Annotated in this window: 23 protein-coding genes and 1 pseudogene; 11 read left to right on the forward strand and 13 right to left on the reverse strand. The window is 69.1% G+C overall.

Annotated elements, in window-relative coordinates; translation table 11 throughout:
• The 3 genes and pseudogenes from VH569_RS20540 to VH569_RS20550 form a co-directional block, all read right to left on the reverse strand.
• Window positions 1-275: pseudogene (locus VH569_RS20540) on the reverse strand (electron transfer flavoprotein subunit beta/FixA family protein); the annotation flags it as partial.
• Window positions 276-474: 199 nt separating this feature from the next.
• Window positions 475-1044, reverse strand: a complete 570-nt coding sequence (locus tag VH569_RS20545; RefSeq protein ID WP_423317457.1) for a cob(I)yrinic acid a,c-diamide adenosyltransferase — start codon at window positions 1042-1044, stop codon at window positions 475-477.
• A 9-nt stretch (window positions 1045-1053) separates the two neighbouring features.
• The gene (locus VH569_RS20550) at window positions 1054-1248 is read right to left on the reverse strand and encodes a twin transmembrane helix small protein (RefSeq protein ID WP_098735145.1); all 195 of its coding nucleotides are present in this window, start codon (window positions 1246-1248) and stop codon (window positions 1054-1056) included.
• A gap of 149 nt (window positions 1249-1397) precedes the next feature.
• Between VH569_RS20550 and VH569_RS20555 the strand changes: the two genes are divergently transcribed.
• Together VH569_RS20555 and VH569_RS20560 are read left to right on the forward strand one after the other, a co-directional pair.
• Entirely contained in the window at window positions 1398-2885 is a 1488-nt protein-coding gene (locus VH569_RS20555; protein WP_423317459.1) for a GH1 family beta-glucosidase, read from the forward strand.
• Window positions 2886-2907: 22 nt separating this feature from the next.
• Window positions 2908-3336 (forward strand): hypothetical protein, encoded by a 429-nt coding sequence (locus tag VH569_RS20560; protein ID WP_423317461.1) that lies wholly within the window; start codon window positions 2908-2910, stop codon window positions 3334-3336.
• A gap of 4 nt (window positions 3337-3340) precedes the next feature.
• Here the strand turns inward: VH569_RS20560 and VH569_RS20565 are convergent, their stop codons facing one another.
• A complete protein-coding gene (locus tag VH569_RS20565; protein WP_423317463.1) occupies window positions 3341-3631 on the reverse strand; it encodes a hypothetical protein in 291 nt (96 codons plus the stop codon).
• Between the two features lie 246 nt (window positions 3632-3877).
• Here VH569_RS20565 and VH569_RS20570 point away from each other — a divergent pair, with 246 nt between their 5' ends.
• Window positions 3878-4864, forward strand: a complete 987-nt coding sequence (locus VH569_RS20570) for a peptidoglycan-binding domain-containing protein (RefSeq protein WP_423317465.1) — start codon at window positions 3878-3880, stop codon at window positions 4862-4864.
• A 12-nt stretch (window positions 4865-4876) separates the two neighbouring features.
• Here the strand turns inward: VH569_RS20570 and VH569_RS20575 are convergent, their stop codons facing one another.
• The 7 genes from VH569_RS20575 to VH569_RS20605 all read right to left on the reverse strand — a co-directional run bounded on the left by VH569_RS20575 (window position 4877) and on the right by VH569_RS20605 (window position 11241).
• On the reverse strand, window positions 4877-5107 hold the full coding sequence (locus VH569_RS20575; RefSeq protein WP_098735150.1) for a DUF1178 family protein: 231 nt from the start codon (window positions 5105-5107) through the stop codon (window positions 4877-4879).
• A gap of 86 nt (window positions 5108-5193) precedes the next feature.
• Window positions 5194-5874, reverse strand: coding sequence for an endonuclease III domain-containing protein (locus tag VH569_RS20580; protein ID WP_423317467.1), 681 nt, complete (start codon window positions 5872-5874; stop codon window positions 5194-5196).
• Between the two features lie 101 nt (window positions 5875-5975).
• Window positions 5976-6749, reverse strand: a complete 774-nt coding sequence (locus VH569_RS20585; RefSeq protein WP_377807522.1) for an ABC transporter ATP-binding protein — start codon at window positions 6747-6749, stop codon at window positions 5976-5978.
• Between the two features lie 10 nt (window positions 6750-6759).
• A complete protein-coding gene (locus tag VH569_RS20590; RefSeq protein ID WP_109049940.1) occupies window positions 6760-7536 on the reverse strand; it encodes an MlaE family ABC transporter permease in 777 nt (258 codons plus the stop codon).
• Window positions 7537-7867: 331 nt separating this feature from the next.
• Window positions 7868-8989: an alanine racemase gene (gene alr, locus VH569_RS20595; RefSeq protein ID WP_423317470.1), complete on the reverse strand. Its 1122-nt coding sequence runs from the start codon at window positions 8987-8989 to the stop codon at window positions 7868-7870.
• 5 nt (window positions 8990-8994) lie between these two features.
• The gene (locus tag VH569_RS20600; RefSeq protein WP_109049942.1) at window positions 8995-10500 is read right to left on the reverse strand and encodes a replicative DNA helicase; all 1506 of its coding nucleotides are present in this window, start codon (window positions 10498-10500) and stop codon (window positions 8995-8997) included.
• Window positions 10501-10656: 156 nt separating this feature from the next.
• Complete coding sequence (locus VH569_RS20605; RefSeq protein WP_376965643.1) at window positions 10657-11241, reverse strand: TIGR00730 family Rossman fold protein; 585 nt, start codon at window positions 11239-11241, stop codon at window positions 10657-10659.
• 146 nt (window positions 11242-11387) lie between these two features.
• On the opposite strand from VH569_RS20605, the gene VH569_RS20610 reads away from it, so the two are divergent.
• The 3 genes from VH569_RS20610 (at window position 11388) to VH569_RS20620 (ending at window position 14047) form a co-directional block, all read left to right on the forward strand.
• Window positions 11388-11873: a c-type cytochrome gene (locus VH569_RS20610; RefSeq protein ID WP_109049944.1), complete on the forward strand. Its 486-nt coding sequence runs from the start codon at window positions 11388-11390 to the stop codon at window positions 11871-11873.
• A 3-nt stretch (window positions 11874-11876) separates the two neighbouring features.
• A complete protein-coding gene (locus VH569_RS20615) occupies window positions 11877-12773 on the forward strand; it encodes a c-type cytochrome (RefSeq protein WP_423317473.1) in 897 nt (298 codons plus the stop codon).
• Window positions 12774-13033: 260 nt separating this feature from the next.
• Window positions 13034-14047: a LysM peptidoglycan-binding domain-containing protein gene (locus VH569_RS20620; protein WP_423317475.1), complete on the forward strand. Its 1014-nt coding sequence runs from the start codon at window positions 13034-13036 to the stop codon at window positions 14045-14047.
• Window positions 14048-14069: 22 nt separating this feature from the next.
• Here the strand turns inward: VH569_RS20620 and VH569_RS20625 are convergent, their stop codons facing one another.
• A complete protein-coding gene (locus VH569_RS20625) occupies window positions 14070-14477 on the reverse strand; it encodes a hypothetical protein (protein ID WP_423317477.1) in 408 nt (135 codons plus the stop codon).
• A 90-nt stretch (window positions 14478-14567) separates the two neighbouring features.
• On the reverse strand, window positions 14568-15599 hold the full coding sequence (corA, locus tag VH569_RS20630; RefSeq protein ID WP_423317479.1) for a magnesium/cobalt transporter CorA: 1032 nt from the start codon (window positions 15597-15599) through the stop codon (window positions 14568-14570).
• 151 nt (window positions 15600-15750) lie between these two features.
• Here corA and VH569_RS20635 point away from each other — a divergent pair, with 151 nt between their 5' ends.
• The 5 genes from VH569_RS20635 to VH569_RS20655 all read left to right on the forward strand — a co-directional run bounded on the left by VH569_RS20635 (window position 15751) and on the right by VH569_RS20655 (window position 22734).
• On the forward strand, window positions 15751-16275 hold the full coding sequence (locus VH569_RS20635) for a hypothetical protein (RefSeq protein ID WP_423317481.1): 525 nt from the start codon (window positions 15751-15753) through the stop codon (window positions 16273-16275).
• A 121-nt stretch (window positions 16276-16396) separates the two neighbouring features.
• Window positions 16397-17308, forward strand: a complete 912-nt coding sequence (locus VH569_RS20640) for a ribose-phosphate diphosphokinase (protein WP_423317482.1) — start codon at window positions 16397-16399, stop codon at window positions 17306-17308.
• Between the two features lie 226 nt (window positions 17309-17534).
• Window positions 17535-19247: a methyl-accepting chemotaxis protein gene (locus VH569_RS20645; protein WP_423317484.1), complete on the forward strand. Its 1713-nt coding sequence runs from the start codon at window positions 17535-17537 to the stop codon at window positions 19245-19247.
• A 149-nt stretch (window positions 19248-19396) separates the two neighbouring features.
• The gene (locus tag VH569_RS20650) at window positions 19397-19903 is read left to right on the forward strand and encodes a hypothetical protein (RefSeq protein ID WP_423317486.1); all 507 of its coding nucleotides are present in this window, start codon (window positions 19397-19399) and stop codon (window positions 19901-19903) included.
• Window positions 19903-22734, forward strand: coding sequence for a bifunctional diguanylate cyclase/phosphodiesterase (locus VH569_RS20655; protein WP_423317488.1), 2832 nt, complete (start codon window positions 19903-19905; stop codon window positions 22732-22734). The genes VH569_RS20650 and VH569_RS20655 overlap by 1 nt, the downstream gene beginning before the upstream one ends.
• Window position 22735 lies beyond the last annotated feature (1 nt).

Here is a 22735-nt window from a genome sequence, read left to right on the forward strand (position 1 = left end):
GGACCTTGGCGACGGCCAGCGGTTCGGTCGTCACGTCGGTCTGCACCAGGATGGCGCGGTCGGCGCCCATGGCCAGCGCCGTGCGCAGCGTCTCCTGCGCCTGGGTCGGGCCGACGGACGGCTTCCTTCAGGCGCACGGCTTCTTCGACGGCGATCTCGTCGAAGGGGTTCATGCTCATCTTCACGTTGGCGGTCTCGACGCCGCTGCCATCCGCCTTGACGCGGATCTTCACGTTGTAGTCGACCACTCGCTTAACGGGGACGAGGACTTTCATAACTCACCCTGGCTGCTGAGCGCGCGCCTGTTACGGCGAACACCGCGAAAATTGCTGTGGTTGCGAACGGACCATAGGATCTGGCAATACCACTGTCAATGACGCGCCGGACGCGCGGGCGGCGTTGTTTGCCGCCCTGTTTGTCGCGGCCAGGGCGAAGGCAAACGTGAATGCCCGGCGCCAATCGGAATGCGCCTACTCAGCGGTTCGCGCCGGGCACCCACAGTACGTCGTCCGCCCCGTTGCGGTTCACCACCCGGCTCAGCACGAACAGGTGGTCCGACAGCCGGTTGACGTATTTCAGCGCCGCCGCGGTCACCGGCTCGTGCCGTGCCAGATCGGTCATCAGACGTTCCGCCCGGCGCACCACGGTGCGGGCCAGATGCAGATGGGCCGCGGCCGGCGAGCCGCCGGGCAGGATGAAGGAGGTCAGCGGGGCCAGACCGGCGTTCATCGCGTCGATCTCCGTTTCCAGCCGGTCGACCTGGGCCTGCACGATGCGCAGCGGCGGGTATTTCGGTTCCTCCTCCTCCGGCGTGCAGAGGTCGGCGCCCAGATCGAACAGATCGTTCTGGATGCGGCCCAGCATGGCGTCGGCGTCCGGCCAGTCATGGGTATGCAGCCGCGCCATGCCGATGACGGCGTTCGCCTCGTCCACCGTGCCGTAGGCGGCGACGCGGCGGTCGCCCTTCGGCACCCGGCTGCCGTCGCCGAGCGAGGTTTCGCCGGCGTCGCCGCCGCGCGTGTAGATCTTGGTCAGCTTTACCATGGGGAAGCGTCAGCCTTGGGTCAGGATGGCGAGGACGAACAGCAGCAGGGCGGCGCCCTGGAGCATCACGCGCAGCCGCATCGCCTTGTTGGAGCGGCGCGGGTCCCCCCTCCCGCCGCGGGCCATGAAGAAGAGGCCGACGAACAGCGAGCCGACCACCGCCAGCATCGCCATGACCATCAGGATGGGGAAGAGAGTCTGCATGGGGCTCACTATATCCCAGCATCCGGCCCGCGCCTACGGCGACGGAATCGGGGCTTGGGGTAATCACCCGGTTGCCAACGCCGTTGGACTGCCTACAGTGCGCGGCGGCAGGACCGGGGAAGCCGGCGGAACAGGCTGGCGGAACCGACATGACTTTGGAGAAGCAGGCGATGCAGCGGCGGACTTTCCTGAAGACGGCCCTGAAGGCGACCGCGGCCACCGCGGCCGGCACCGGCGCCCTGGCGGTGCTGGGCCGCGAGGCTGTCCAGGCCGCTCCCGGGGGCGCTCCCGCCGCGGTCCCGTCGGTGTCCTTCCCGATGGATTTCCTGTGGGGCGTCTCGACCTCCAGCTACCAGATCGAGGGCGCCGTCGCCGAGGATGGGCGGGGACCCAGCGTCTGGGACACCTACAGCCATTCCTTCGGGCGGATCGCCAACGGCGACACCGGCGACGTCGCCTGCGACCATTACCACCGCTATGCCGAGGATGTGGATCTGATGGCGAGGGCCGGGATGAAGGCCTACCGCTTCTCCATCGCCTGGCCGCGGGTGATGCCGCAGGGCACCGGTGCGGTGAACGTCAAGGGTCTGGACTTCTACGACCGGCTGACCGACACGCTGCTGGCCAAGGGCATCCAGCCCTGGCCCTGCCTGTTCCATTGGGACCTGCCGCAGGCGTTGCAGGACAAGGGCGGCTGGACCAACCGCGACATCGCCGGCTGGTTCACCGACTACGCGCTGGCGGTGACCGCCCGGCTGGGCGACCGCGCCCGCAACTGGGCGATGCTGAACGAGCCGTCGGTGGTCGCCATCTTCGGCCACGGCACCGGCGGGCATGCGCCGGGTCTGACTGGCCGCCAGAACTGCCTGAAGGCGATCCACCACCAGAACCTCGCCCAGGGCACGGCGCTGGCGGCGCTGCGCCAGGCCGGCGGCAAGAACTGGCGGCTCGGCACCGTGCTGTCGCTCCAGCCGTCCTGGCCGGTCGGCGGGCTCGACTCGAACTATCCCGCCTCGCTGATGTGGGACGCGCTGTGGAACCGCTCCTGCCTGGACCCGCTGTTCAAGGGCCGCTTCCCGGAGCAGCTGGAGGCCGAGTTCTCCCGCATCGCCAAGCCCGACGATCTGGCCCGCATCAAGCAGCCGGTCGATTTCCTCGGCGTCAATTACTACAGCCGCATGCATCAGCAGCCGGACGGGCAGGGGCTGTTCGGCACCGGCTATGGCTCGGCGCCCGAGGGCACGCGCAAGACCGGCATGGAATGGCCGGTCGAGCCGGACGGCCTCAGCGAGATCCTGGCCGAGCTGCAGGAGAAATACGGCAACCCGCCGGTCTATGTGACGGAGAACGGCGCCGATTACCCCGACAGCGTCGGCCCCAGCGGCCGGGTCGAGGACCGCGACCGCATCGCCTACCTGCGCGACCATCTGCTGGCTGCCGCCAAGTCGATCGACGAGGGCTGCAACCTCAAGGGCTACATGGCCTGGACGCTGCTGGACAATTTCGAATGGTCGGAGGGCTATCGCCGCCATTTCGGCCTCGTCCAGGTCGACCGCAAGACGATGGCCCGCACGCCCAAGGCCAGCTACGACTGGTATGCCTCGGTCATCCGCAACAATGCCGTTCCGCTGGTCTGAGCAACCGCGCTAGACTGCGGCCATGCCGACCCCCCGCCCGACCCAGCCCACCCGATTCGCCATCCAGAAGGCGCGTGGCAAGGGCTGGAAGACGCTGGAGGTCGGGGAGGAACTGGCCCATGCCAAGGCGCGCTTCGACCGGATGGTCGGCGTCAACCCGCGGGCCTATTTCCGGCTGATCCAGCTCGATTACAACGCCGACTCCGGCTATGAGGGCATGGAGTTCAACTGGACGCTGATCGAGCTGTACGACCCGACCCAAGGCGGCCGGGTCAGACCGGCGGCGAAGCCGGTTCCGCCCAAGCCCGTCCCGGCGCCCCCGCGCAAGCCGGGCGGCAAGCGCAAGGCGGACGAGGCGGTCGCCCTGCCGCTGCGCATCTATCTGGCGGTGATCCTGATCGGCACGCTGGCGGGCGGCCTCGTCTATCTGCACTTCGCCGGTGGACGGTAGAGCCTCACTCCGCCGTGTAGCCCTTGCGGCGCATGCACTGGGCGAAGATTTCCTTGCGGTAGCCGAACTGCGGCGTTTCCGGCAGCGGGCGCAGCGGATAGCCGCGCAGGCGCATGGTGGTGTCCACCTGCTCGGTGCATTCGTCATAGGCGACGGTCGGCACGTCCGGGCTGGCGGTCCACTCGCGGTAGGCCGGCGGGCTGCTGCATCCGGTCAGCAAGGCCACGGCCGATAGGACGGCCAGCCCCGGCAAGGCCGGCAGGAGTCGCGGACTTGCGGTATCGGTCCCGGTCATGGCGTGCGTCCTGTTCCTTTTTCGCCCCCGATTTGACGCTACCACGTCCGGCCCTTTCCGATCCATTTTCGCGCACCATTTCCGGGAACGCGCCTTTTCGGCAACGCTGCGCGGCTGACAAAGCAGACGCCCAAAAATCGCCGCCGGAAATGCGACGCAATCTGGTAACACGATCCTAATCCCCGATTCGGGGGGAGTGTCGTGGCTCTGAAGTCGGTCTGATGTCACGGACGAAAGGGAGAGGCAATGTCTGGGATTTCGCGGCGGGTGCATGGTGGCGCCGCGGTGGCGGCTGTCGCGCTGGTGGTTTCGGCCCTGACGGTGGGAGCGCCGGGCCCGGCATGGGCCGAGGCGTCGGTCGCCGACATCCAGTGGGCGCAGACCATCCTGAAGGACAAGGGCTACAACATCGGCGGCCGGGCCAAGGGCCAGATGACGCCGGAAACCCGATCCGCGCTCAGCGCCTATCAGAAGTCGGCGGGCCTTCCCGCCACCGGCAACCTGGATCAGGCCACCATCGCCAAGATGATGGGCGAGCGCGAGAGCAAGGCCGCGCCGACCATGGGCAGCCTGTCCAAGAGCCAGGTCGGCCAGACCCGCCACGACAAGGAGGTGGCACCGCGCGCCGCCCCGACCGGCCGGGTCGAATCCGGCAACGAGAGCGTCGGCGGGATGGCCCAGTTCGGTGGCGCCCCGGTGTCGTCCCCCTCGTCGTCGTCTTCCTCTTCCTCCGCGTCGTCCTCGGCCAGCCACAGCGCGCCCGCCGCGGCACCGGCTCCATCGGCCCGTCCGTCGGCCCCGGCAGCCAGCGCGGTGACCTCCAGCGCACCGCGCCAATCGGCCAGCGCATCAGCCAATGCCCCTGCGGCCAACGCATCGGCCAGCGCGTCCGAAGGGCCGACACCGCAGGCGGCACCGCGCGGAGCGGTGGCGGCGACCACGCCGGATGGCAAGCCGGCCCCGGTCGAGGAACCGGCGGCGGTCGGCGCCGCCCCCTCGATCTGGCAGTCCAACACCGCGCGGGCCGGTGTCGCCGGCCTGATCGCCGCGACGCTGGGCGGCATCGGCTTCGCCTGGTGGCGCAGCGGCCGCGGTGCCGATCCGCTCAGCCGGGCGCCGGCCGGCGACGACCGGCCGCGTGAAAACCGCGTCGAGCCGAGCTTCGGCACCCCCCGCCGCCGCGAGGAGCTGACCACCGGCCCGCGGCTGACGGCGGAAGCCCGGCGGCGCTGAGCGCCGCCCCCCTCACATCATCATCGGGCAGCCGCCTCCGCCGCAGCCGCCGGGGCCGCAGGCGGGGGCGGGGGCCGGCTGAGACTTTCCGACGCGCGGCGCCATGATGGCCTTGGCGACCTCGGTGCCGCCGCAGGACGGGCAGGGGATGCCGGCGGCCTTCTTGGTGTCGTAATCGGCCATGTTGTCGAACCACTGGTCGAAATCATGGCCGCAGGCGCAGTGCAGGGCGTAGACGATCATCGCGGGGAGCTCGAAAAGCGGAAGTCCGGGCGCTCTTCTAGCCAGCCCTTCCGCTGTCCCGCCAGGATCTGCATCAATCGGAAGCGTCACCGTGACGTGGTCACCCCCACCCGCGCGCACATCGGCAGCAGCGGGCAGGTTGAGCAGCGCGGCCGTTCGCCGGTGCACACCCATTTGCCGAAGGGCACCAGCCGCTCGTTGATCTCCACCCAATAGCGTTTCGGCAGCACCGCCAGCAGGGCCGCCATCGTCTTTTCCGGCGTGCGCGCCTGCACATAGCCCCAGCGGTTGACGATGCGGTGGACATGGATGTCGACCGCCAGCGCCGGGATGCCGAAGCCGACCGCCAGCGTCAACGCCGCGATCTTCGGCCCCACCCCATGGAAGCGCATCAGCCCGTCCGGCGTGTCGGGCACCTCGCCGCCCAGTTCCTCGACGATGCGGCGGGACAGCGCGCGGATGTCGCGCGCCTTCGGTTCCGGGAATGTGGCGCCGTGCAGCAGCTCCACCAGCCGCTCCTCCGGCAGGGCGGCCATGGCGGCCGGCGTGCCGGCGACGGCGAACAGCCGCTCGGCGACTGCCAGCGATGTCTCGTCCCGCGTGCGGGCGGAAATCAGGCTGGCGACCAGCTGCTGGAACGGGGTGGCATAGCCGCGGTCGCGCAGCTCGAACATCGCCGCCTTGGGATAGGGGGCGACCGCGACCCGCAGGCGGCGGAAGACCTCGTCGATGTCGAAGTCCGGGGATGTCGCGGGCTGCACACTCACGGGAGGCCACCTCCGGGGAACGGGGCCGGGGAACGGGGCGTTGAAGAGCCCCGTCCGGTAACCGGCAAATCCCCCGATTGTTCCGCCCGCGATTGTCCCGCCTACAGCGCCTTGATCTGCATCTTGATCGGCCCGTCCGCCCGGCCATGGACGAACTGGTCGACATAGGCGTTGCCCGAATTGTCGATGTCGCGGGCATGGCCGGTCCAGATGATCCGGCCCTGGTAGATCATGGCGATGCGGTCGGCGATCTTGCGGGCCGAGGCCATGTCGTGGGTGATGGTGACCGCGGTGGCGCCGAGGTCCTTCACGCACTGCACGATCAGCTCGTTGATGACGTCGGCCATGATCGGGTCGAGGCCGGTCGTCGGCTCGTCGAAGAAGATGATCTCCGGCTCGTCGGCGATGGCGCGGGCGAGGCCGACGCGCTTCTGCATGCCGCCCGACAGCTCCGAGGGCGACAGCTCCGCCACGTCGGGGGTGAGGCCGACGGCGCCCAGCTTGGCGACGGCGATCTCCTTGGCCTGGGCGCGTGGCATATGGGCGCCCTGGATCAGGCCGAAGGCGACGTTCTCCCACACCTTCAGGCTGTCGAACAGGGCGGCGCCCTGGAACAGCATGCCGAACTTGTGCAGCAGCTTCTCGCGCTCGCGCGAGCGCAGCCGGGTCGTCTCGACGCCGTCGACCTGGATCGAGCCGGAATCCGGCGTCAGCAGCCCGAGGATGCTCTTCAGCATCACCGACTTGCCGGTGCCCGACCCGCCGATGACGACCAGCGACTCGCCCTTCGCCACCTCCAGGTCGATGCCGTTCAGCACCTTCTTCGGGCCGAAATGTTTGGTGACGTTCTTGAGCGCGATCTTGGGAACGGTCATGCGGTGGCGCTCACTTGGTCGAGAAGAAGAGGCCGGTGATCAGGTAGTTCCACACCAGGATCATGATCGAGGCCGACACCACCGCGTTGGTGGTCGCCGCCCCGACGCCCTGGGCGCCGCCCTTGGAGTGGTAGCCGTGGTAGCAGCCCATCAGCGCGATCAGGAAGCCGAAGATCGCCGCCTTGACCAGGCCGGAGATGACGTCGACCGGCTGGAGGAATTCCCAGGTGCGGTTGATGTAGCTGGCGGCGTTGAAGTCCAGCCGGTAGACGCCGACCAGGAAGCCGCCGAAGACGCCGATGATGTCGGCGACGATGACCAGCAGCGGCACCATGGTCAGCCCGGCGATCAGCCGCGGCGCCACCAGATATTTGTAGGGGTTGGTCGACAGGGTGGACAGGGCGTCGATCTGCTCGGTCACCCGCATGGTGCCGATCTCCGCCGCCATGGCGGCGCCGATGCGCCCCGCGACCATCAGGCCGGCCAGCACCGGCCCCAGCTCGCGCGTGATCGACAGCACGACGACGGTGGCGATGGCGCCCTCCGCCTGGAAGCGGGAGAAGCCGCTGTAGCTCTGCAACGCCAGCACCATGCCGGTGAACAGCGCGGTCAGCCCGACCACCGGCAGCGAGTAATAGCCGATGTCGATCATCTGCCGCAGGATCTGGCGCGGATAGAGCGGCGGCCGCACGCAGTGCGACAGGGCGGACCCGGTGAACAGGGCAAGGCGTCCGGTCGCTTCCAGGAAGATCAGGAAGGCCCGGCCGGTGGCGGCAAGGAAACCCATTAGTCGGACCGCATCCTTGGTTTGAGACTCATTTGGGCGATGCGGTCATAGCACCGTTGAACGGCTAGGTCATCCTTGGACTTTGCAATGGTGGGCGGAGTTGGTCGTCGCGGTCGCGGGAGCGTTCGGCCGTGTCGGGCAACGACGACACGGATGTCACGGATTAGAACACGGATTTCACGGATACCGCTTCGGCCAATTGTGCCTCTTCCGGCAAAGCAGCCACTTCCCCAAGTGAAATAAAAATCCGTGTAATCCGTGTCTAAATCCGTGTAATCCGTGTAAATCTTGCCAGACATGGCTGAGCCTCGGGCAAGGCTCCAAGCCTCGTCTACTCTCCACCCACATAAACCCGGTGATAGCGCCGGCCGAGCGAGGTCAGAACCTCGTAGCCGATGGTGCCGCCCTCCGCCGCCACGGTGTCGACCGGGCGGCTCGGGCCGATCAGCTCGACCATGCGGCCGGCCTGGGCCACGCTCTCCGGCAGGCCGGTGACGTCGATGGTGATCAGGTCCATCGAGATGCGGCCGACGATGGGGGCGGCGACGCCGTCGACGAAGACGTGCCCCTTGCCGCTCAGCGAGCGCAGATAGCCGTCGGCATAGCCGACGCCGATGGTGGCGATCCGCGCCGGGCCGGTGACCTTGTGGGCGGCGCCGTAGCCGACCGTCATCGGCGCCGTGCAGTTGCGCACCTGCAGGAGCCGCGCGTCCAGCCGCACCGTGCCGCGCATCGGGTTGGGCAGATGCGGCGTCGGGTTCACGCCATAGAGCGCGCAGCCCGGCCGGGCGAGGTCGAAGTGATGGTCCGCGCCGTGGAAGATGCCGGACGAGTTGGCGAAGCTGGCCTTCGCCCTGGGCAGCCGGGCCAGCGCGCCGCGGAACCGCTCCAGCTGCTCCCCGGTCATCGGGCTGTCGAACTCGTCGGCGCAGGCGAGGTGGGTCATCCAATAGCGGACGTCGATGCCCTCCAGCCATTCCGGATGGCCGGCCAGCTCGTCCAACTCGTCGGGGCCGAGGCCAAGGCGGTTCATGCCGGTGTCGATGTGGATCACCGCCGGCAGCACCTCGCCGCGCGAGGAGGCGAAGGCCCGCCACGCCGCGATGTCGCCCAGGTGGTTCAGCACCGGCAGGATGCGCTCGGCGAGGAAATCCCCCTCATGGCCCGGCGGCAGCCCACCCAGCGAGAACACCTGCGCGTCCGGAGCGACCGGCTCCAGCGCCCGGCGGACGGCCAGAGCCTCCTCCAGCTGGGCGACGACGAAGGTCCGGCAGCCGGCCGCGGCCAGCGCCGGCACCACCCGTGCCACCCCCAGCCCATAGGCGTCGGCCTTGACCACGGCGGAACATTCGGCCGGCGCCACCCGGTCGCGCAGCTGCGTCCAGTTGGCGACGACGGCGCCGAGATCCACGGTGAGGATTGCGCAGGCGCGCAGGCTCTGGTCGCTGGTCACTCTGGTCACTCGTCGGTCTGGTGGTGCTGGTCGAGATCGCCGAACTTGGTGAACTGGCCGTCGAAGTAGAGACGGACGGTGCCGATCGGACCGTGACGCTGCTTGGCGATGATCACCTCGGCGGTGTTGTGCACCTCGCCCAGGCGCTGCTGCCAGCGCTGATAGCGGTCGTTGAACTTGTCGTCGCTCTCGTCGGGCCGGCGCGACGGCTCGGCGCGCTCAAGATAATACTGTTCGCGGAAGACGAACATCACGACGTCGGCGTCCTGCTCGATGGAGCCCGATTCGCGAAGGTCGGCCAGCTGCGGGCGCTTGTCCTCGCGCAGCTCCACCGCGCGGCTCAGCTGCGACAGCGCCACCACCGGCACGTCCAGCTCCTTGGCGATGGCCTTCAGGCCGCGGGTGATCTCCGAGATTTCCTGCACCCGGTTCTCCGCCCCGCGCGACGACGAGCCGCGCAGCAGCTGGAGGTAATCGACCACCACCATGCTGAGGCCCGAGGTGCGCTTCAGCCGGCGGCAGCGCGTGCGCACCGCGGCGACCGACAGGGCCGGCGTGTCGTCGACATAGAAGGGGCAGCGCGCCAGATCCTGGCTGGCCTGGACGAACTTGGGGAAGTCGGTGTCGCGGATCTCGCCGCGGCGGATCTTGTCGCCGGGCACCTGCACCTCGTCGGCGAGGATACGGGTGGCGAGCTGTTCCGCCGACATTTCCAGCGAGAAGAAGCCGACGACGCCGCCTTCCTGGCCGCTGGAGCGCATGTGCGCCTTGGCGGCGTTGAAGGCGATGTTGGTGGCCAGCGCCGTCTTGCCCATCGAGGGGCGGCCGGCGAGGATGATCAGGTCCGACGGGTGCAGGCCGCCCAGCTTGCGGTCGATGTCGATCAGGCCGGTGGTGACGCCGGTGACGTGGCTGGAGCGGCGGAAGGCCGCCTCCGCCGTCGTGATGGCGTGCTTGACCGACTCGCCGAAGGCGACGAAGCCGCCCTGCACGTCGCCGGTTGAGGCAAGGTCGAACAGCTGCTTTTCCGCCTCGCCGATCTGGTCGAGCGCGGTGATGTCGAGGTCGTGGCGGTACGCCTCGTTCACCATGTCGGTGCCGACCTCGATCAGCTGCCGGCGGATGAACAGGTCGTGGATGGTCTTGCCGTAGTCGCCGGCATTGACCACCGTCACCACGTTGGCGGCCAGTTCCGCCAGATAGGCGCTGCCGCCTTCGACCGCCAGTTCGGGGTCGTTGTCGAACAGCGCCTTCAGCGTGACCGGGTTCGCGATCTGGCCGCGGTCGACCATCTTGGTGATGGCGGCGAAGATGCGCTGGTGGGCCGGATCGTAGAAATGCTCCGGCCGCAGGAACTCGCCGACCTTCTCATAGGCCTTGTTGTTGACCAGGATCGCGCCCAGCAGCGCCTGCTCCGCCTCCTCGTTGTTGGGAGGCGTTCGGTATTCCGCCGTCGGCTTGACCGCGGCGGAGGGGCGGGGATCGAACAGCGATGAGGTCTGGTTGCTCATGGAGGACACAGTATCAGAAACAGAACGCGAACGCTCGGTGAAGGGCGGGGAGCCATCCACAAAAGCTGTGCACAGAAGTTATCCACAGGCTGGGAAGTCCGGGGATAACGGCGGGAAGGGCCGGTGAGGCCTGAATGCGACGCCTGGAGGCTGGCCTCAGAGCTTCCGGGGCTGCGCCGGATGGGCCGGGTCGGGCATCGTCCCCAGCGCCTCGAACACCGCGTCGACATGGTCGGCGACGCGGTAGAGGGCGGAGCGGTCGATGCGGGCGAAGCCCTGGGCGACCATATGGTCGATCAGCCCCAGGAGCGGGCGCCAGTAGCCGTCGACGTCGGCGATGACGATGGGCTTGTCGTGCAGCTGAAGCTGCTTCCAGGTCAGGATCTCGAAGGCCTCGTCCAGCGTGCCCAGGCCGCCCGGCAGGATGACGAAGGCGTCCGACCGCTCCACCATCATGCGCTTGCGGGTGTGCATGCTGTCGACGACATGCAGCTCGGTCAGGCCGGTGTGCTCGATCTCCGCCGACTGGATGTGTTCCGGGATGATGCCGACCACCTCGCCGCCGGCGGCAATCGCGGCGTCGGCGGCGATGCCCATCAGCCCGACCCGGCCGCCGCCATAGACCATGCGGATGCCGCGCCGTGCCAGCCCGTCGCCCAGCGCGTGGGCGGCCTCCTTGTGGACATCGGCGACACGGGACGACGCCCCGCAATAGACGCAGACGGACGACAGGCTCTTCATCGCGGGTCAACCTTTCTCGCCACCGTCCTCCATAGGGGGCGGGGCCGCAAAAAAATCTGGCGAATGCCATGGAATATCGGGTGGGGGCTGCGCGTCAACAGCGGCACAAGCACCGTTTAAGCCACGGCATCATCGGGAGGGACCACATGAGCAACCGGGTCGTCAATGTTCTTGCGGCGGCATCCGTCGCCGGTCTGATGTTCACGCTGTTCGGCATGTCGGCCGGCGCCGCCGGCGCGGCCGATCCGGCCGAGCAGGTCAAGGACCGGCAGCAGACCATGAAGAAGCTGGGCGGCGGCATGGGCGCCGTCGCCAAGTTCGTGAAGAACGAGGGCGCCACCGCCGAGGATGCGGCCAAGGGGGCGGAAGCCGTGCTGGCGGTGTCCAAGATGGACCCGAAGAAAATCTTCCCCGAAGGCACCGCCGTCGGCGTGGCCGACAGCGCCGCCAAGCCGGAGCTGTGGAAGAGCTGGGCCGAGACCCAGAAATACTGGAGCGCCGTCCAGCCGGCGGCCGAGAAGCTCGACGCCGCGATCAAGGGCGGCGACCGCGCGCAGATCGCCCAGGCGCTCGGCGCCACCTCCAAGACCTGCGGGAGCTGCCACGAGGACTTCCGCGTCAAGAAGAACTGACCGGTGCGGCGCGTCCTGACCGCCGCTGCGATGCTGCTGCCGCTCGCCTTCGCGGGCGGCAGTGCGCGTGCTGCCGGTGATGTGCCTACAGGCGACGCTGCAAAGGACGCCGTCAGCCGGGGCGCCTACATCTTCAACGCCGCCGGCTGCCTCGGCTGCCACACCGACGAGAAGGGCGGCGGCCAGCCGCTGGCCGGCGGCCGGGCGCTGGCGACCCCCTTCGGCACCTTCTATACCCCGAACATCACCGCGGACCCGGTGAACGGCATCGGCCGCTGGAGCGACGCCGACTTCATCCGCGCGGTGCGCGAGGGCGTGCGGCCCGACGGCGCCGCGCTGTTCCCGGCCTTTCCCTATGCCAGCTACACGCGGATGACCGACCGCGACCTGCTGGACCTGAAGGCCTATCTGCTCAGCCTGCCGGCGGCCCCGGCCGCCAACAATCCGCACGACCTGTCGCCGCCCTTCTCCTGGCGCTTCCTGGTGCCGGTCTGGCAGTGGATGTACCTGACCCCCGGCCCGGTCGCCGACGACCCGGCCAAGCCGCCGGCCTGGAACCGCGGGCGCTATCTGGTCGATGCGCTCGGCCATTGCGCCGAATGCCACAGCCCGCGCACCCAGCTCGGCGGGCTGGATTCGGACCGCTACCTCGCCGGCAATCCGCAGGGGCCCGACAATGACAAGGTGCCGGGCATCACCAACTCCAAGGCCAAGGGCAAGGGGATCGGCGACTGGTCCGACGGCGACCTGTCGCTGTTCCTGGAAGCCGGCCTGACCCCGGACGGCGATGTTGCCGGCGGCGCGATGGGCGAGGTCGTTCGCAACACCACCTCCAAGCTGACGGCGGACGACCGCGCCGCCATCGTCGCCTATCTGCGGACGGTGCCGGCGAAGGAGTGAGTCTTCGCGGCAACAGGCGCCGATTTGGTGCGGAATCATGATCCATTCGGGCAATCGAGCCCGATTGGCGGAGGGTTCCGCTCCAACGGCGCCATTCTTTTGCGACCTGTCCTTCTGCTATAGTCAGGCATCCTGCCAGTGTGGCGGGCCGCCGGATGGGTGCTCAGGTGAAACGAAACGCGTTGTTCGCAGCTTTGGGCGTGGCTCTGATGGGTGGGGCGGCGGCGGTCGCCCTTTGGCCCGCCGGGAAACCTGCGACCGTGCCGGCGACCGCACCGGCGACCCTGGCCTCCGCTCCGGCTCCCGTTCCCACGGCGGCACCGGCCCAGACGGCGACGCGCACCGACACGCAGAAGGCGGCACCGGCGGCGGTACCGGAACCGGCCAAGGAGCAGGCGAAGGAACCGGCCAAACCCGCGGCGCCCAGCTTCGACGTGGTGCGGGTGGCGCCGGACGGCGCGACGGTGATGGCCGGCCGTGCCGCCCCCGGTTCGGAGGTGACGGTCACCGACGGCGGCACCCGCGTCGCCTCGGCCAAGGCCGACCAGCGCGGCGAATGGGTGATGCTGCCCGACAAGCCGCTGTCGCCCGGCACCCGCGAGTTGAACCTGACCGAAACCCGCCCCGGCGCCGACGTCCCGCTTCCCGCCGACAAGGTGGTCGTGGTGATGGTGCCGGAACCCGCGGCGAAGCCCGGACCCGAAACGCCGGCCGCACCGGTCGCGGTGGCGGTGCCGCGCGACGGGCTGGCCGGCGTGGCGCCGGCCATGGGCGGCAGCTCGCTCTTGCAGGCCCCGCCGCTTCCCGACAACGGCGCCCCGCCGCCGCCGGGCGGCGTGTCGGTGGAGACGATGGACTACGATCCCGCCGGCCGGGTGGCGCTGGGCGGGCGGGCGGCGCCCAACAGCGCGGTGCAGCTCTACCTCGACAACATCCTCGTCGGCAGCGCCCACAGCGACCCCAAGGGCAACTGGCGCCTGACCCCGGAAAAGCTGATCGACCCCGGCCTCTACACCCTGCGCGCCGATCAGGTCACCCTGTCCGGCAAGGTGGTGTCGCGGGCCGAACTGCCGGTCCAGGTCTCCGCCATGCCGGTCGCCACCGACGGGCGCAACATCGTCGTCCAGCCCGGCAACAGCCTGTGGCGGCTGGCGCGCCGCACCTATGGCGACGGCATGCTCTACACCACCATCTACACCGCCAACCGCGAGCAGATCCGCGACCCGGACATGATCTATCCCGGCCAGATCTTCACGCTGCCGCAGGTGAATTGAGGCGGCGGGTTTCCGCAAACCCTCAGCCCGCCGGCCTCCGCCCGATGGCGGCCCAGCCGAGCGGGGTGAGGCGCAGCACCTCCGGTCCTTCGCCGGCCGGATTCGGGTCGAGCGCCACCAGTTCGCGGTTCTCGAACCAAGCCCAGCGCGACACCTCGGCGGTGGTGCCGGTCCAGCCGTCGGCCAGCCGCTTCAGCACCTCGAGGTCGGCCGCCGCGATGGGGAAGCGCGGCTTCGCCACTGCCGGCTTGGCGGCCGGCGCCGGTGCTGCGGCCACTGGCAGCGGCGGGGCGTCGGCCCCGGCGCGGGCGCGGATCCAGTCGGTCTGGTAGCCGCGCAGCGCCTGTTCCAGTTCCGTGCGCGCGGCCTCCACCGGACAGCGCAGATAGGCGTCCAGCAGGGCGTGCAGCGTGTTCGTCGCGTCGGTCATGTCCGTCACCAAACTCCAAAACCAACCCAGTCAAAGAGCAACCATGTCATTCGGGCCATTTCGCACCGGGACCGCCCGGCCGGAATGCCGTCACAGCCATCCCGTCCGCCGGAAGCGGACATACAGCGCGGTGCAGACCACGGCGATCACCGCCAGCACCGCCGGGTAGCCGTACCGCCAGTGAAGCTCCGGCATATGCTCGAAGTTCATGCCGTAGAGGCCGGCGACGGCCGTCGGCACGGCGAGGATGGCGGCCCAGGCGGCCAGCTTGCGCGTCACGTCGTTCTGCCGCGCGGTCGCCAGGATCATACTGGTTTCGAAGGCGAAGGACAGCACCTCGCGCAGCGAGCCGATCTGTTCGTTGACGCGGATCACATGGTCCTGCACGTCGCGGTAATAGGGCCGGATCGCCTGGTCGATCATCGGCAGGTCGAAGCGCTCCAGCCGCGAGCAGACCTCCAGCAGGGGCGAGGCGTTGCGGCGCAGCCGTTCCAGATCGCGGCGCAGCTGGTGGATGCGCTCGATCTCTCCCGTGCTGGGCGGGCGGGCGATCAGCATCGCGTCCAGCTCGTCCACCGTGGCGCCCATCTGGTCGAGCACCGGGAAATAGCAGTCCACCACATAGTCCATGATGGTGTAGACGATGAAATCCTCGCCATGCTTCAGCAGGTGCGGCGCGCTTTCCGCCCGTGCCCGCACCGGCGAATAGCTGGTCGAGGCGCCATGCCGCACGGTGACGACATAGCCGCGGCCGGCGAAGACATGGGTTTCGCCCAGCACCAGCTCGCCTTTTTCCAGCCGGGCGGTGCGCAGGACCATGAACAGGCTGTCGCCATAGACGTCCAGCTTCGGCCGCTGGTGGGCGTGCAGGGCGTCCTCCACCGCCAGCTCATGCAGGCCGAACTGCCGCTTCACCTCCATCAGCAGCGCCTCGTCTGGCTCCCACAGGCCGATCCAGACAAAATGCCCATCTTTCGCGGCCCAGGCTCCGGCCTCGCCGATGGGCACCTCGGCGATGCGGCGGCCGTCGCAATAGGCGGCGCTCGCCACCACGGCGTTGCGGGGCCGGTCGGGGGAAGGATCGGGAGACGGGGCAGGGGAGGGGGAGGGCAGCTGCGTCATGGAGTGGAAAACCGGAAGAGGGGAAGCAGGTCGCCGCCACTCTAAAGAGGTTCCCCGGCAGCGTCGACGGATCCGCCGCCGCCGTCCGGGCGGAGAGGCCGTCTCGTGCGTTCACACCGTCAAGGACCAGCTTGGACGGAGGGGGAGGGCGATGTTCGAATCGGCGGCACGCGGCATGTATTTTCTGGCGGCGGCGACGCTCGGCCTGTTCGCCCTGATGTTCATCGCCCTGTCGGCCCTGACGGTGGTGGAGGGGGTGGTTGCGCTGGACAGCGCCGTCCTGACCTCGGCCATGCTCGACGGGGTGGGGATGATCGTTCTGGCCATCGCGGTGTTCGAGATCGCCAAATACCTCTACGAGGAGGAGATCGTCCGCGAACGCGAGCTGCGCCGCGCCGACGAGGCCCGCCGCACCCTGACCAAGTTCCTGACCACGATCATCATCGCCGCCAGCCTGGAGGGGCTGGTGCTGGTGTTCGAGGCGCGCACCAGCGAGATTTCCGCCATCGTCTATCCGGTGATGCTGCTGGGCGTGGTCACGCTGCTGGTCGTCGGGCTCGGCGCCTTCCAGCTGCTGGCGCGCAAGGCGGAGAGCATCCATGTCGATCCGGCCGCCTCCGAAGCGGACGAGGCCGAGGAGGACAAGCGGCCGGGGAACCAAGCCGATGGCGATTAGGCCGGCACTCCTGGCCTTTCGCCATACCGCCGTCCGCCATGCCGCCTTTTGCCGTGATTGACCCGCCCATACTGCCTGCGCCAAGCTTGCCGCCGTCCAAGGTGGTAGAGGGAGAAGGGGCATGGCCCGCAATACGGGCAACTACACGGCCGTCTATGGCTTTCCGGAATCGGCGGACGCCGCGCGCCGTCTGGCCCAGGCGCTGGAGATCCCCTGCCACATCGCCGAGCTGCACCGCTTCCCCGACGGCGAAAGTCTGGTCCGGCTGCCGGAGCCGGTAGAGCGCGCCATCGTCTACCGTTCGCTCGACCGCCCGAACGACAAGCTGGTCGAGCTGACGCTCGCCGCGTCGGTGCTGCGGCGCCAGGGGGCGACCGACCTCTGTCTGGTGGCGCCCTACATGGCCTACATGCGGCAGGACGCCATCTTCCGGCCGGGCGAGCCGGTCAGCCAGACGGTGGTCGGCGACTGGCTCGGCCGCTGTTTCGACCGCTTCGTCTGCGTCGAGCCGCACCTGCACCGCACCCACACGCTGGACGAGGTCTTCGTCGGCCGCCCGTCCGTCGCGCTGAGCGGTGCCGCCCCCATCGCCGAGCATCTGCGGGCGAACGGCGTGGCGTCGGGCACCGTCATCGTCGGCCCGGACGAGGAATCCGCCCCGCTGGTGGAGGCGGTGGCCGGTCCGCTCGGCCTCACCGGCATCGTCGGCCGCAAGGAGCGGCGCGGCGACCGCGACGTGACGGTGGCGCTGCCCCCCGACGCGCCGATCCATGGCCGGCCGGTGGTGATCGTCGACGACGTCATCAGCTCCGGCGAGACGATCTTCTCCTGCGCCCGCGCGGCACGGGTCCTGGGGGCCAGCCGGGTGCAGGTCTATGGCGTCCATGCCCTGTTCGGCGACATCGTCGCCGAGCGCTTCACGGCCGAAGGGCTGGGCCGCCCGCTGTCCTGCGACGGCGTGCCACACCCCTCCAACGCCCTGTCGCTCAGCGGCCTTCTCGCCGATGCAATCGGCTCTCTTTGTACCCCCTGACCGTCTTCGGTGAAGCATTGGCAAAGAGTCGGCGGTTCTCAGCGAAGCAAACGGAAAATATCCGGGATAGACTGTTGGTCTTCCCGGAGACTGTTTGCAACCGCCGCTTGTTTCGACCACATTGCCCCAAACTTGTCAGGGGCGACAATTTTTGGTAAAATTCTTTCAATCTTGACGGGTGGCGCGGGAATGATCTTGCGCCACGCATGACGTGATGGATGAAAGAATGAGTGGTGGCGCTGGCCGGCCGTTGGACGGGGATGCTTTCGGACTGGGGCAGGAAGAACTCGGGTTGCTTGCCGGCATCGGCCGGGTCGCCCTCGACCGCCTTCCTGCATTGGCCGGCCGTTTCCTCGCCCACGCGGCCCTGACCGTCGAGCCGAAGCCCGATCTCACCCGCCTGCAGGCGGAGCTGGCCGATCACTGGCGCCGGATGTTCCAGGATGCCGGCAGTCCGCAGCATGCCGAACGCTGCCGCACCCTGGGCGATGCCTACGGCCGCATCGGCCTGACGCCGGCCGGCTGCACCGCCGCCTACGGCCTCATGCTCGGCGATCTGCTGGCCCTGGTTCAGGACGCCCTGTTCTGGCGGCGGGCGACGGCGCGCCGCTCCGCCGCGGCGGTGGCGCATGCGGTGGCCTGCGACATCGGCCGCACGCTTGCCGGCCTGGGCCCGCAGGCCGATGCCGCATCCCACGGCACGGAGTTCGGGAAACTCGCCGGCCAGCTGATGGACCGGACCGTGGATGCCGCCATCGCCATCAACGACTCCGCGGTGGCGACCGCGCAGATGGTCGGACAGCTCCAGGCGGTGGACCACGAGTCGCAGGGCATCGCCGCGGCGACCGAGGAAACGGTGACCGGCATCCAGGAGATCGGCCGGCGCACCCGCGACATCGCCGATCAGGCCGCCGAAGTCCAGGCGGTGACGGTGGACGGCGGCCGCACCGTCGACGACGCCGTCAGGCGCATGGAGGAGATCGCCGGCGCGGTGGATGGGGCCGCCCGGCGCGTCGGCGAGCTGTCCATCGCCTCCGAACGCATCGCCGAGATCGTCTCCACCATCGAGGCCATCGCCAAGCAGACCAACCTGCTGGCGCTGAACGCCACCATCGAGGCGGCGCGCGCCGGCGAGGCCGGCAAGGGCTTCGCGGTGGTCGCCAGCGAGGTGAAGGGCCTGTCCAACCAGACCGCCCGCGCCACGGAGGACATCCGCCTGCGCATCGACGCGCTGAAGGCGGAGATGAGCGCCATCGTCACCTCGATGGAAGAGGGGACGCGCGCCGTCGATGCCGGACAGCATGCGATCCGCGCCGTCAGCGAAAGCATGGCCGACATCGGCGGCCAGATCGGCCTCAACCGGCAGCGCATGGCCGACATCGCCGGCATCCTGACCCAGCAGTCCGCCGCCGCCAACGAGGTCGCCTCCGGCACGGCGCGCATCGCCGAAAGCAGCGCCGCCAACAGTGCGGCGATCCTGCGCAGCGTCCAGGCGACGCGCAGCGTCGAAAGCATGCTGGGCAGCCAGCTGTCGCTGCTGCTGGAACAGGACGTGCCGGGCAAGATCATCAAGATCGCCAAGGTCGACCATGTCATCTGGAAGAAGCGGCTGGCCGACATGCTGGTCGGGCTGGAGACCCTGCGGCCGGAGGAGCTGGCGAGCCACGAGGCCTGCCGGCTGGGCAAATGGTATTACGGCCCGTCCTCGCTGGCCTACCGCGCCCATCCCGCCTTCGGCCGGCTGGAAGCCCCGCACCGCAACGTCCACGACCATGGCAAGGCGGCCGCCCGTGCCTTCGCCGACGGCGACATGGAGCGCGCGCTGGCCGAGGTGGCGGAGGTGGAGCGGTCGTCCAGGCAGGTGATCGAGCTGCTCGACGACCTCGACAAGGCCGGCCCGGCGGGTGGTGCGACGCCGGCGTCCGCGGTCGGCTTCTGATCCGTTGCGGCGGCACGTCGCCGCATGGCGGTCCGCCGGTAATACTAACGTTCGTGGTAGAAACTGGTGTAGTCTGGTCTCCGGACCGTCGAGAGCGGCGGTCCGGATCTGGCGATGCGCGGGGGCGGTCCGTTGAGCGGAGGCGTGTGATGTCTAAGGTGACGGACGTCGTTCTTCGGATGGCCCGCAAATTGACCGAGGACATCGCGGCACTGGCCCGCCTGCGTGCCGCTGGCAAGCCGAAGACCTTTCCGCGCTTCCGCGAAATCCGGGCGGCCTATCTCGACATCCAGGGCCTGATCTTCTCGATCCAGGAAAGGCTGGAGATCGCCGGCAAGGAACTGCCGTCGAATTTCCCGCAATGGGTGCTGCGGCAGAAGCTGAGCGCCATCGCCATCTTCACCGACATCAGCCATTCCTTCGTCAGCGACCCGCCGCTGGCGCTGACCGCCTCGCTGGGGGCCTTCGACGTGCTGGTGGCGGAACAGAAGGCCTTCAACGAGACCCTGCACACCTTCGACACCATGCTGATGGAAGCCGGCATCGACGACAGGATGGCCGACGAGCTGGACGCCACCCGCAGCAAGATCGAAGAAATTCTCGGCATGATCGAAAAGCTTCTGCTGACCAGTCCGAAGATCCTAGAGGAGTTCTGATGCCGGAACCGGCAGCCGATCCCAAGGCAGATCCCGTTGCGGACAGCCCGTCGGCCTCCGGTCCGAACCCGACAGCCCGTCGCATCATGCGCAATCTCCACGTGCCGGTCGCCGTCCCCCTGCTGGCCCTGATTGTCGGCACCGGCCTGTCCCTGCTGGCGATGCTCCAGTCCGAGCGCCTGCTGGCCAGCGAGGAGGCGCACCGCTTCTCCGCGCGGGTCGAGGAGTTCCACGGCCAGCTTGCCGACCGCATCAAGGTGTACGAGCAGGTGGCGCGCAGCGCCGCCTCGCTGGCGATGACCTTCCCCGACCTGCATTGGACGCAGTGGACCCGCTTCGTCGAGGCGCTCGACATGCCGCAGCGCTACCCCGGCATCATCTCCATCGCCTATGCCCGCGCCGTCGCGGCCGACCGGTCGGGCGATCTGGTGGCGTCGATGCGGGCCTCCGGCCTGACGGCCTTCCGCATCTGGCCGGAGCATGCCGGGGCGGACCGGGTGGTCAACATCTTCACCGCCCCGGTCAACGAGGCGAATGTGCGGGCCATCGGCTTCGACATGATGTCGGAGGCGGTGCGGCGCTCGGCCATCGAACGGGCGCGCGACAGCGGCGAGCCGGCCGCCACCCGCGCCATCACCCTGAAGATCGACGAGGCGGCGGGGGCCAGGCCCGCCTTCATCCTCTATCAGGCGACCTACCGCGGCGATCCCCTGCCGCCGTCGCTGGAGGCGCGCCGCGCCTCCTTCACCGGCGTGGTGCTGACCCCGGTCCGGATCGGTCCGCTGGTCGACGGGCTGATCGACGGCCAGCGGGCCGACACCGGCCTGGAGATCTACGACGTGCCGCCGGCGGAGGCCGAGTTTCCGCTCTACCGCAGCCACCGCCCGTTGGAGACAAAGCCCGCGATCAGCCTGGACCGCGAGCTGCCGGTCGGCGGGCGCGTCTGGACCGTCCGCTACGACAGCCTTCCCGACGGCGTGATCACCGCGCATGACTGGGTGCCCGGCGCCCTGCTGGCGGTCGGCATCGCGCTCAGCATCGCGCTGTCGCTGGTCCTGCGCATGGTGCTGGTGATCCATTCCCGCGCGGTCGAGCTGGCCGGCGAGATGACCGCCTCGCTGCGCCTGCAGGAGGCGGAGCGGCAGCAGCTGTTCACCCAGGCGCCGCTGGGCATCGCGCTGGTCGGCACCGACGGGCTGGTGATGGACTGCAACCCGGCCTTCGCCAGCGCCGCCGGCCTGCTGCGGCAGGATCTGCTCGGCACCGACGCCCGGCTGCGCTTCGGCGACCAGGCCTCGGTCTTCGCGCTGGAGGCGGCGCTGCATGGCGAGAGCGGCAAGCTCGAATCCGACCAGCCCCTGCTGATGGGCGGCCGGCGCAGCCATTTCAGCCTGCATTTCCAGCCGGTCACCGCCGGGGGGGCGCTGAAATTCGTGCTCGCCTTCGCCGAGGACATCGGCGAGAAGCGCCGGGCCGAGCAGCACATCCAGTATCTCGCCCATTTCGACGCGCTGACCGGCCTGCCCAACCGTGTCCTGCTCTACGACCGCATCGCCCAGGCCCTGCGCGAGGGGCGGCGCGACGGCAGCAAGGTGGCGGTGCTGTTCATCGACCTCGACCGCTTCAAGGTGATCAACGACAGCCTGGGCCACAGCTTCGGCGACGAGGTTCTGCGCTCGGTGGCGCGCCGGCTCCAGGCGGGCCTGCGCGAATCCGACACGGTCGGCCGGCTGGGCGGCGACGAGTTCCTGATCGTCGTCCGCCGGGTGGCGGAGCCGGGCGACGCCGCCCGCGTGGCGGAGAAGGTGGTTGCGCATCTGGCCAGCCCGTTTGCCGTCGGCGGCCAGAATTTCGTGGTGACGCCCAGCATCGGCATCAGCCTGTACCCGGACGATGCCGACGATCCCGAAGGGCTGATCCGCTGCGCCGACATCGCCATGTACCATGCCAAGGAGCAGGGGCGGAACGGCTTCCGCTTCGTCACCAAGGAGATGGGCGCCAAGTCGCGCGAGCGCATGGATCTGGAGGGCGCGCTTCGTCAGGCGATCCGCGAGGGCGAGCTTTTCCTGGTCTACCAGCCCCAGGTCGACACCCTGACCGGCCGCATGGTCGGTCTGGAGGCGCTGGTCCGCTGGCGCCATCCCGATGAGGGGCTGATCCTGCCCGGCCGTTTCCTGCCGGTGGCGGAGGAGACCGGGCTGGTTTTGGCGATGGGCGACTGGGTGCTGTTCGAGGCCTGCGCCCAGATCCGGCGCTGGCGCCAGCGCTTCGACCTGTCGATTCCGGTGGCGGTCAACGTCTCCGGCGCCCAGTTCCGCGACGGGCAACTGCCGGTCAAGGTCGCCCGCGCGCTCGACGCCAACGGCCTCAGCGGCTGCGAGCTGGAAATCGAGGTGACGGAAAGCACGCTGATCGACGATGTCGAATCGGCGGCGGCCACCCTGGCGGCGCTGAAGCAGCGCGGCGTCCTGATCGCGCTGGACGATTTCGGCACCGGCTATTCCAGCCTCAGCTACCTGCACCGGCTCCCCATCGACAAGCTGAAGATCGACCGTTCCTTCATCCACGACCTGTCCATCGGCGCCAGCGACGCCTCCGTCCCGCGCGCCATCGTCGGCCTCGGCCGCAGCCTGGGCCTGTCGGTGATCGCCGAGGGGGTGGAGACGCAGGAGCAGTTGCAGCTGCTGCGCGATCTGGCCTGCGAAAGCTACCAGGGCTTCCTGTTCAGCCGCCCCATCCCGCCCGAGGAGATCGAGCGGCTGCTGGAGAAGCTGACGGCGGTGCAGTCCCCCCCCATGCAGCCCCCCGTACAGCCCGTGTCGGCGGAGTGAG

Source organism: Azospirillum sp. 11R-A, from assembly GCF_049472615.1.
Classification (GTDB): domain Bacteria; phylum Pseudomonadota; class Alphaproteobacteria; order Azospirillales; family Azospirillaceae; genus Azospirillum; species Azospirillum palustre.

Bases quoted from the DNA above. Each gene is read 5' to 3' on its own strand.
- VH569_RS20605 (WP_376965643.1), bottom strand. From the start codon at position 11,241: ATGAAGAGCCTGTCGTCCGTCTGCGTCTATTGCGGGGCGTCGTCCCGT.
- VH569_RS20635 (WP_423317481.1), top strand. From the start codon at position 15,751: ATGTTCGAATCGGCGGCACGCGGCATGTATTTTCTGGCGGCGGCGACG.
- VH569_RS20585 (WP_377807522.1), bottom strand. From the start codon at position 6,749: ATGACCGTTCCCAAGATCGCGCTCAAGAACGTCACCAAACATTTCGGC.
- VH569_RS20555 (WP_423317459.1), top strand. From the start codon at position 1,398: ATGACTTTGGAGAAGCAGGCGATGCAGCGGCGGACTTTCCTGAAGACG.
- VH569_RS20565 (WP_423317463.1), bottom strand. From the start codon at position 3,631: ATGACCGGGACCGATACCGCAAGTCCGCGACTCCTGCCGGCCTTGCCG.
- corA (WP_423317479.1), bottom strand. From the start codon at position 15,599: ATGACGCAGCTGCCCTCCCCCTCCCCTGCCCCGTCTCCCGATCCTTCC.
- VH569_RS20575 (WP_098735150.1), bottom strand. From the start codon at position 5,107: ATGATCGTCTACGCCCTGCACTGCGCCTGCGGCCATGATTTCGACCAG.
- VH569_RS20545 (WP_423317457.1), bottom strand. From the start codon at position 1,044: ATGGTAAAGCTGACCAAGATCTACACGCGCGGCGGCGACGCCGGCGAA.
- VH569_RS20640 (WP_423317482.1), top strand. From the start codon at position 16,397: ATGGCCCGCAATACGGGCAACTACACGGCCGTCTATGGCTTTCCGGAA.
- VH569_RS20550 (WP_098735145.1), bottom strand. From the start codon at position 1,248: ATGCAGACTCTCTTCCCCATCCTGATGGTCATGGCGATGCTGGCGGTG.
- VH569_RS20655 (WP_423317488.1), top strand. From the start codon at position 19,903: ATGCCGGAACCGGCAGCCGATCCCAAGGCAGATCCCGTTGCGGACAGC.
- VH569_RS20600 (WP_109049942.1), bottom strand. From the start codon at position 10,500: ATGAGCAACCAGACCTCATCGCTGTTCGATCCCCGCCCCTCCGCCGCG.
- VH569_RS20590 (WP_109049940.1), bottom strand. From the start codon at position 7,536: ATGGGTTTCCTTGCCGCCACCGGCCGGGCCTTCCTGATCTTCCTGGAA.
- VH569_RS20650 (WP_423317486.1), top strand. From the start codon at position 19,397: ATGTCTAAGGTGACGGACGTCGTTCTTCGGATGGCCCGCAAATTGACC.
- VH569_RS20625 (WP_423317477.1), bottom strand. From the start codon at position 14,477: ATGACCGACGCGACGAACACGCTGCACGCCCTGCTGGACGCCTATCTG.
- VH569_RS20645 (WP_423317484.1), top strand. From the start codon at position 17,535: ATGAGTGGTGGCGCTGGCCGGCCGTTGGACGGGGATGCTTTCGGACTG.
- VH569_RS20610 (WP_109049944.1), top strand. From the start codon at position 11,388: ATGAGCAACCGGGTCGTCAATGTTCTTGCGGCGGCATCCGTCGCCGGT.
- VH569_RS20570 (WP_423317465.1), top strand. From the start codon at position 3,878: ATGTCTGGGATTTCGCGGCGGGTGCATGGTGGCGCCGCGGTGGCGGCT.
- VH569_RS20560 (WP_423317461.1), top strand. From the start codon at position 2,908: ATGCCGACCCCCCGCCCGACCCAGCCCACCCGATTCGCCATCCAGAAG.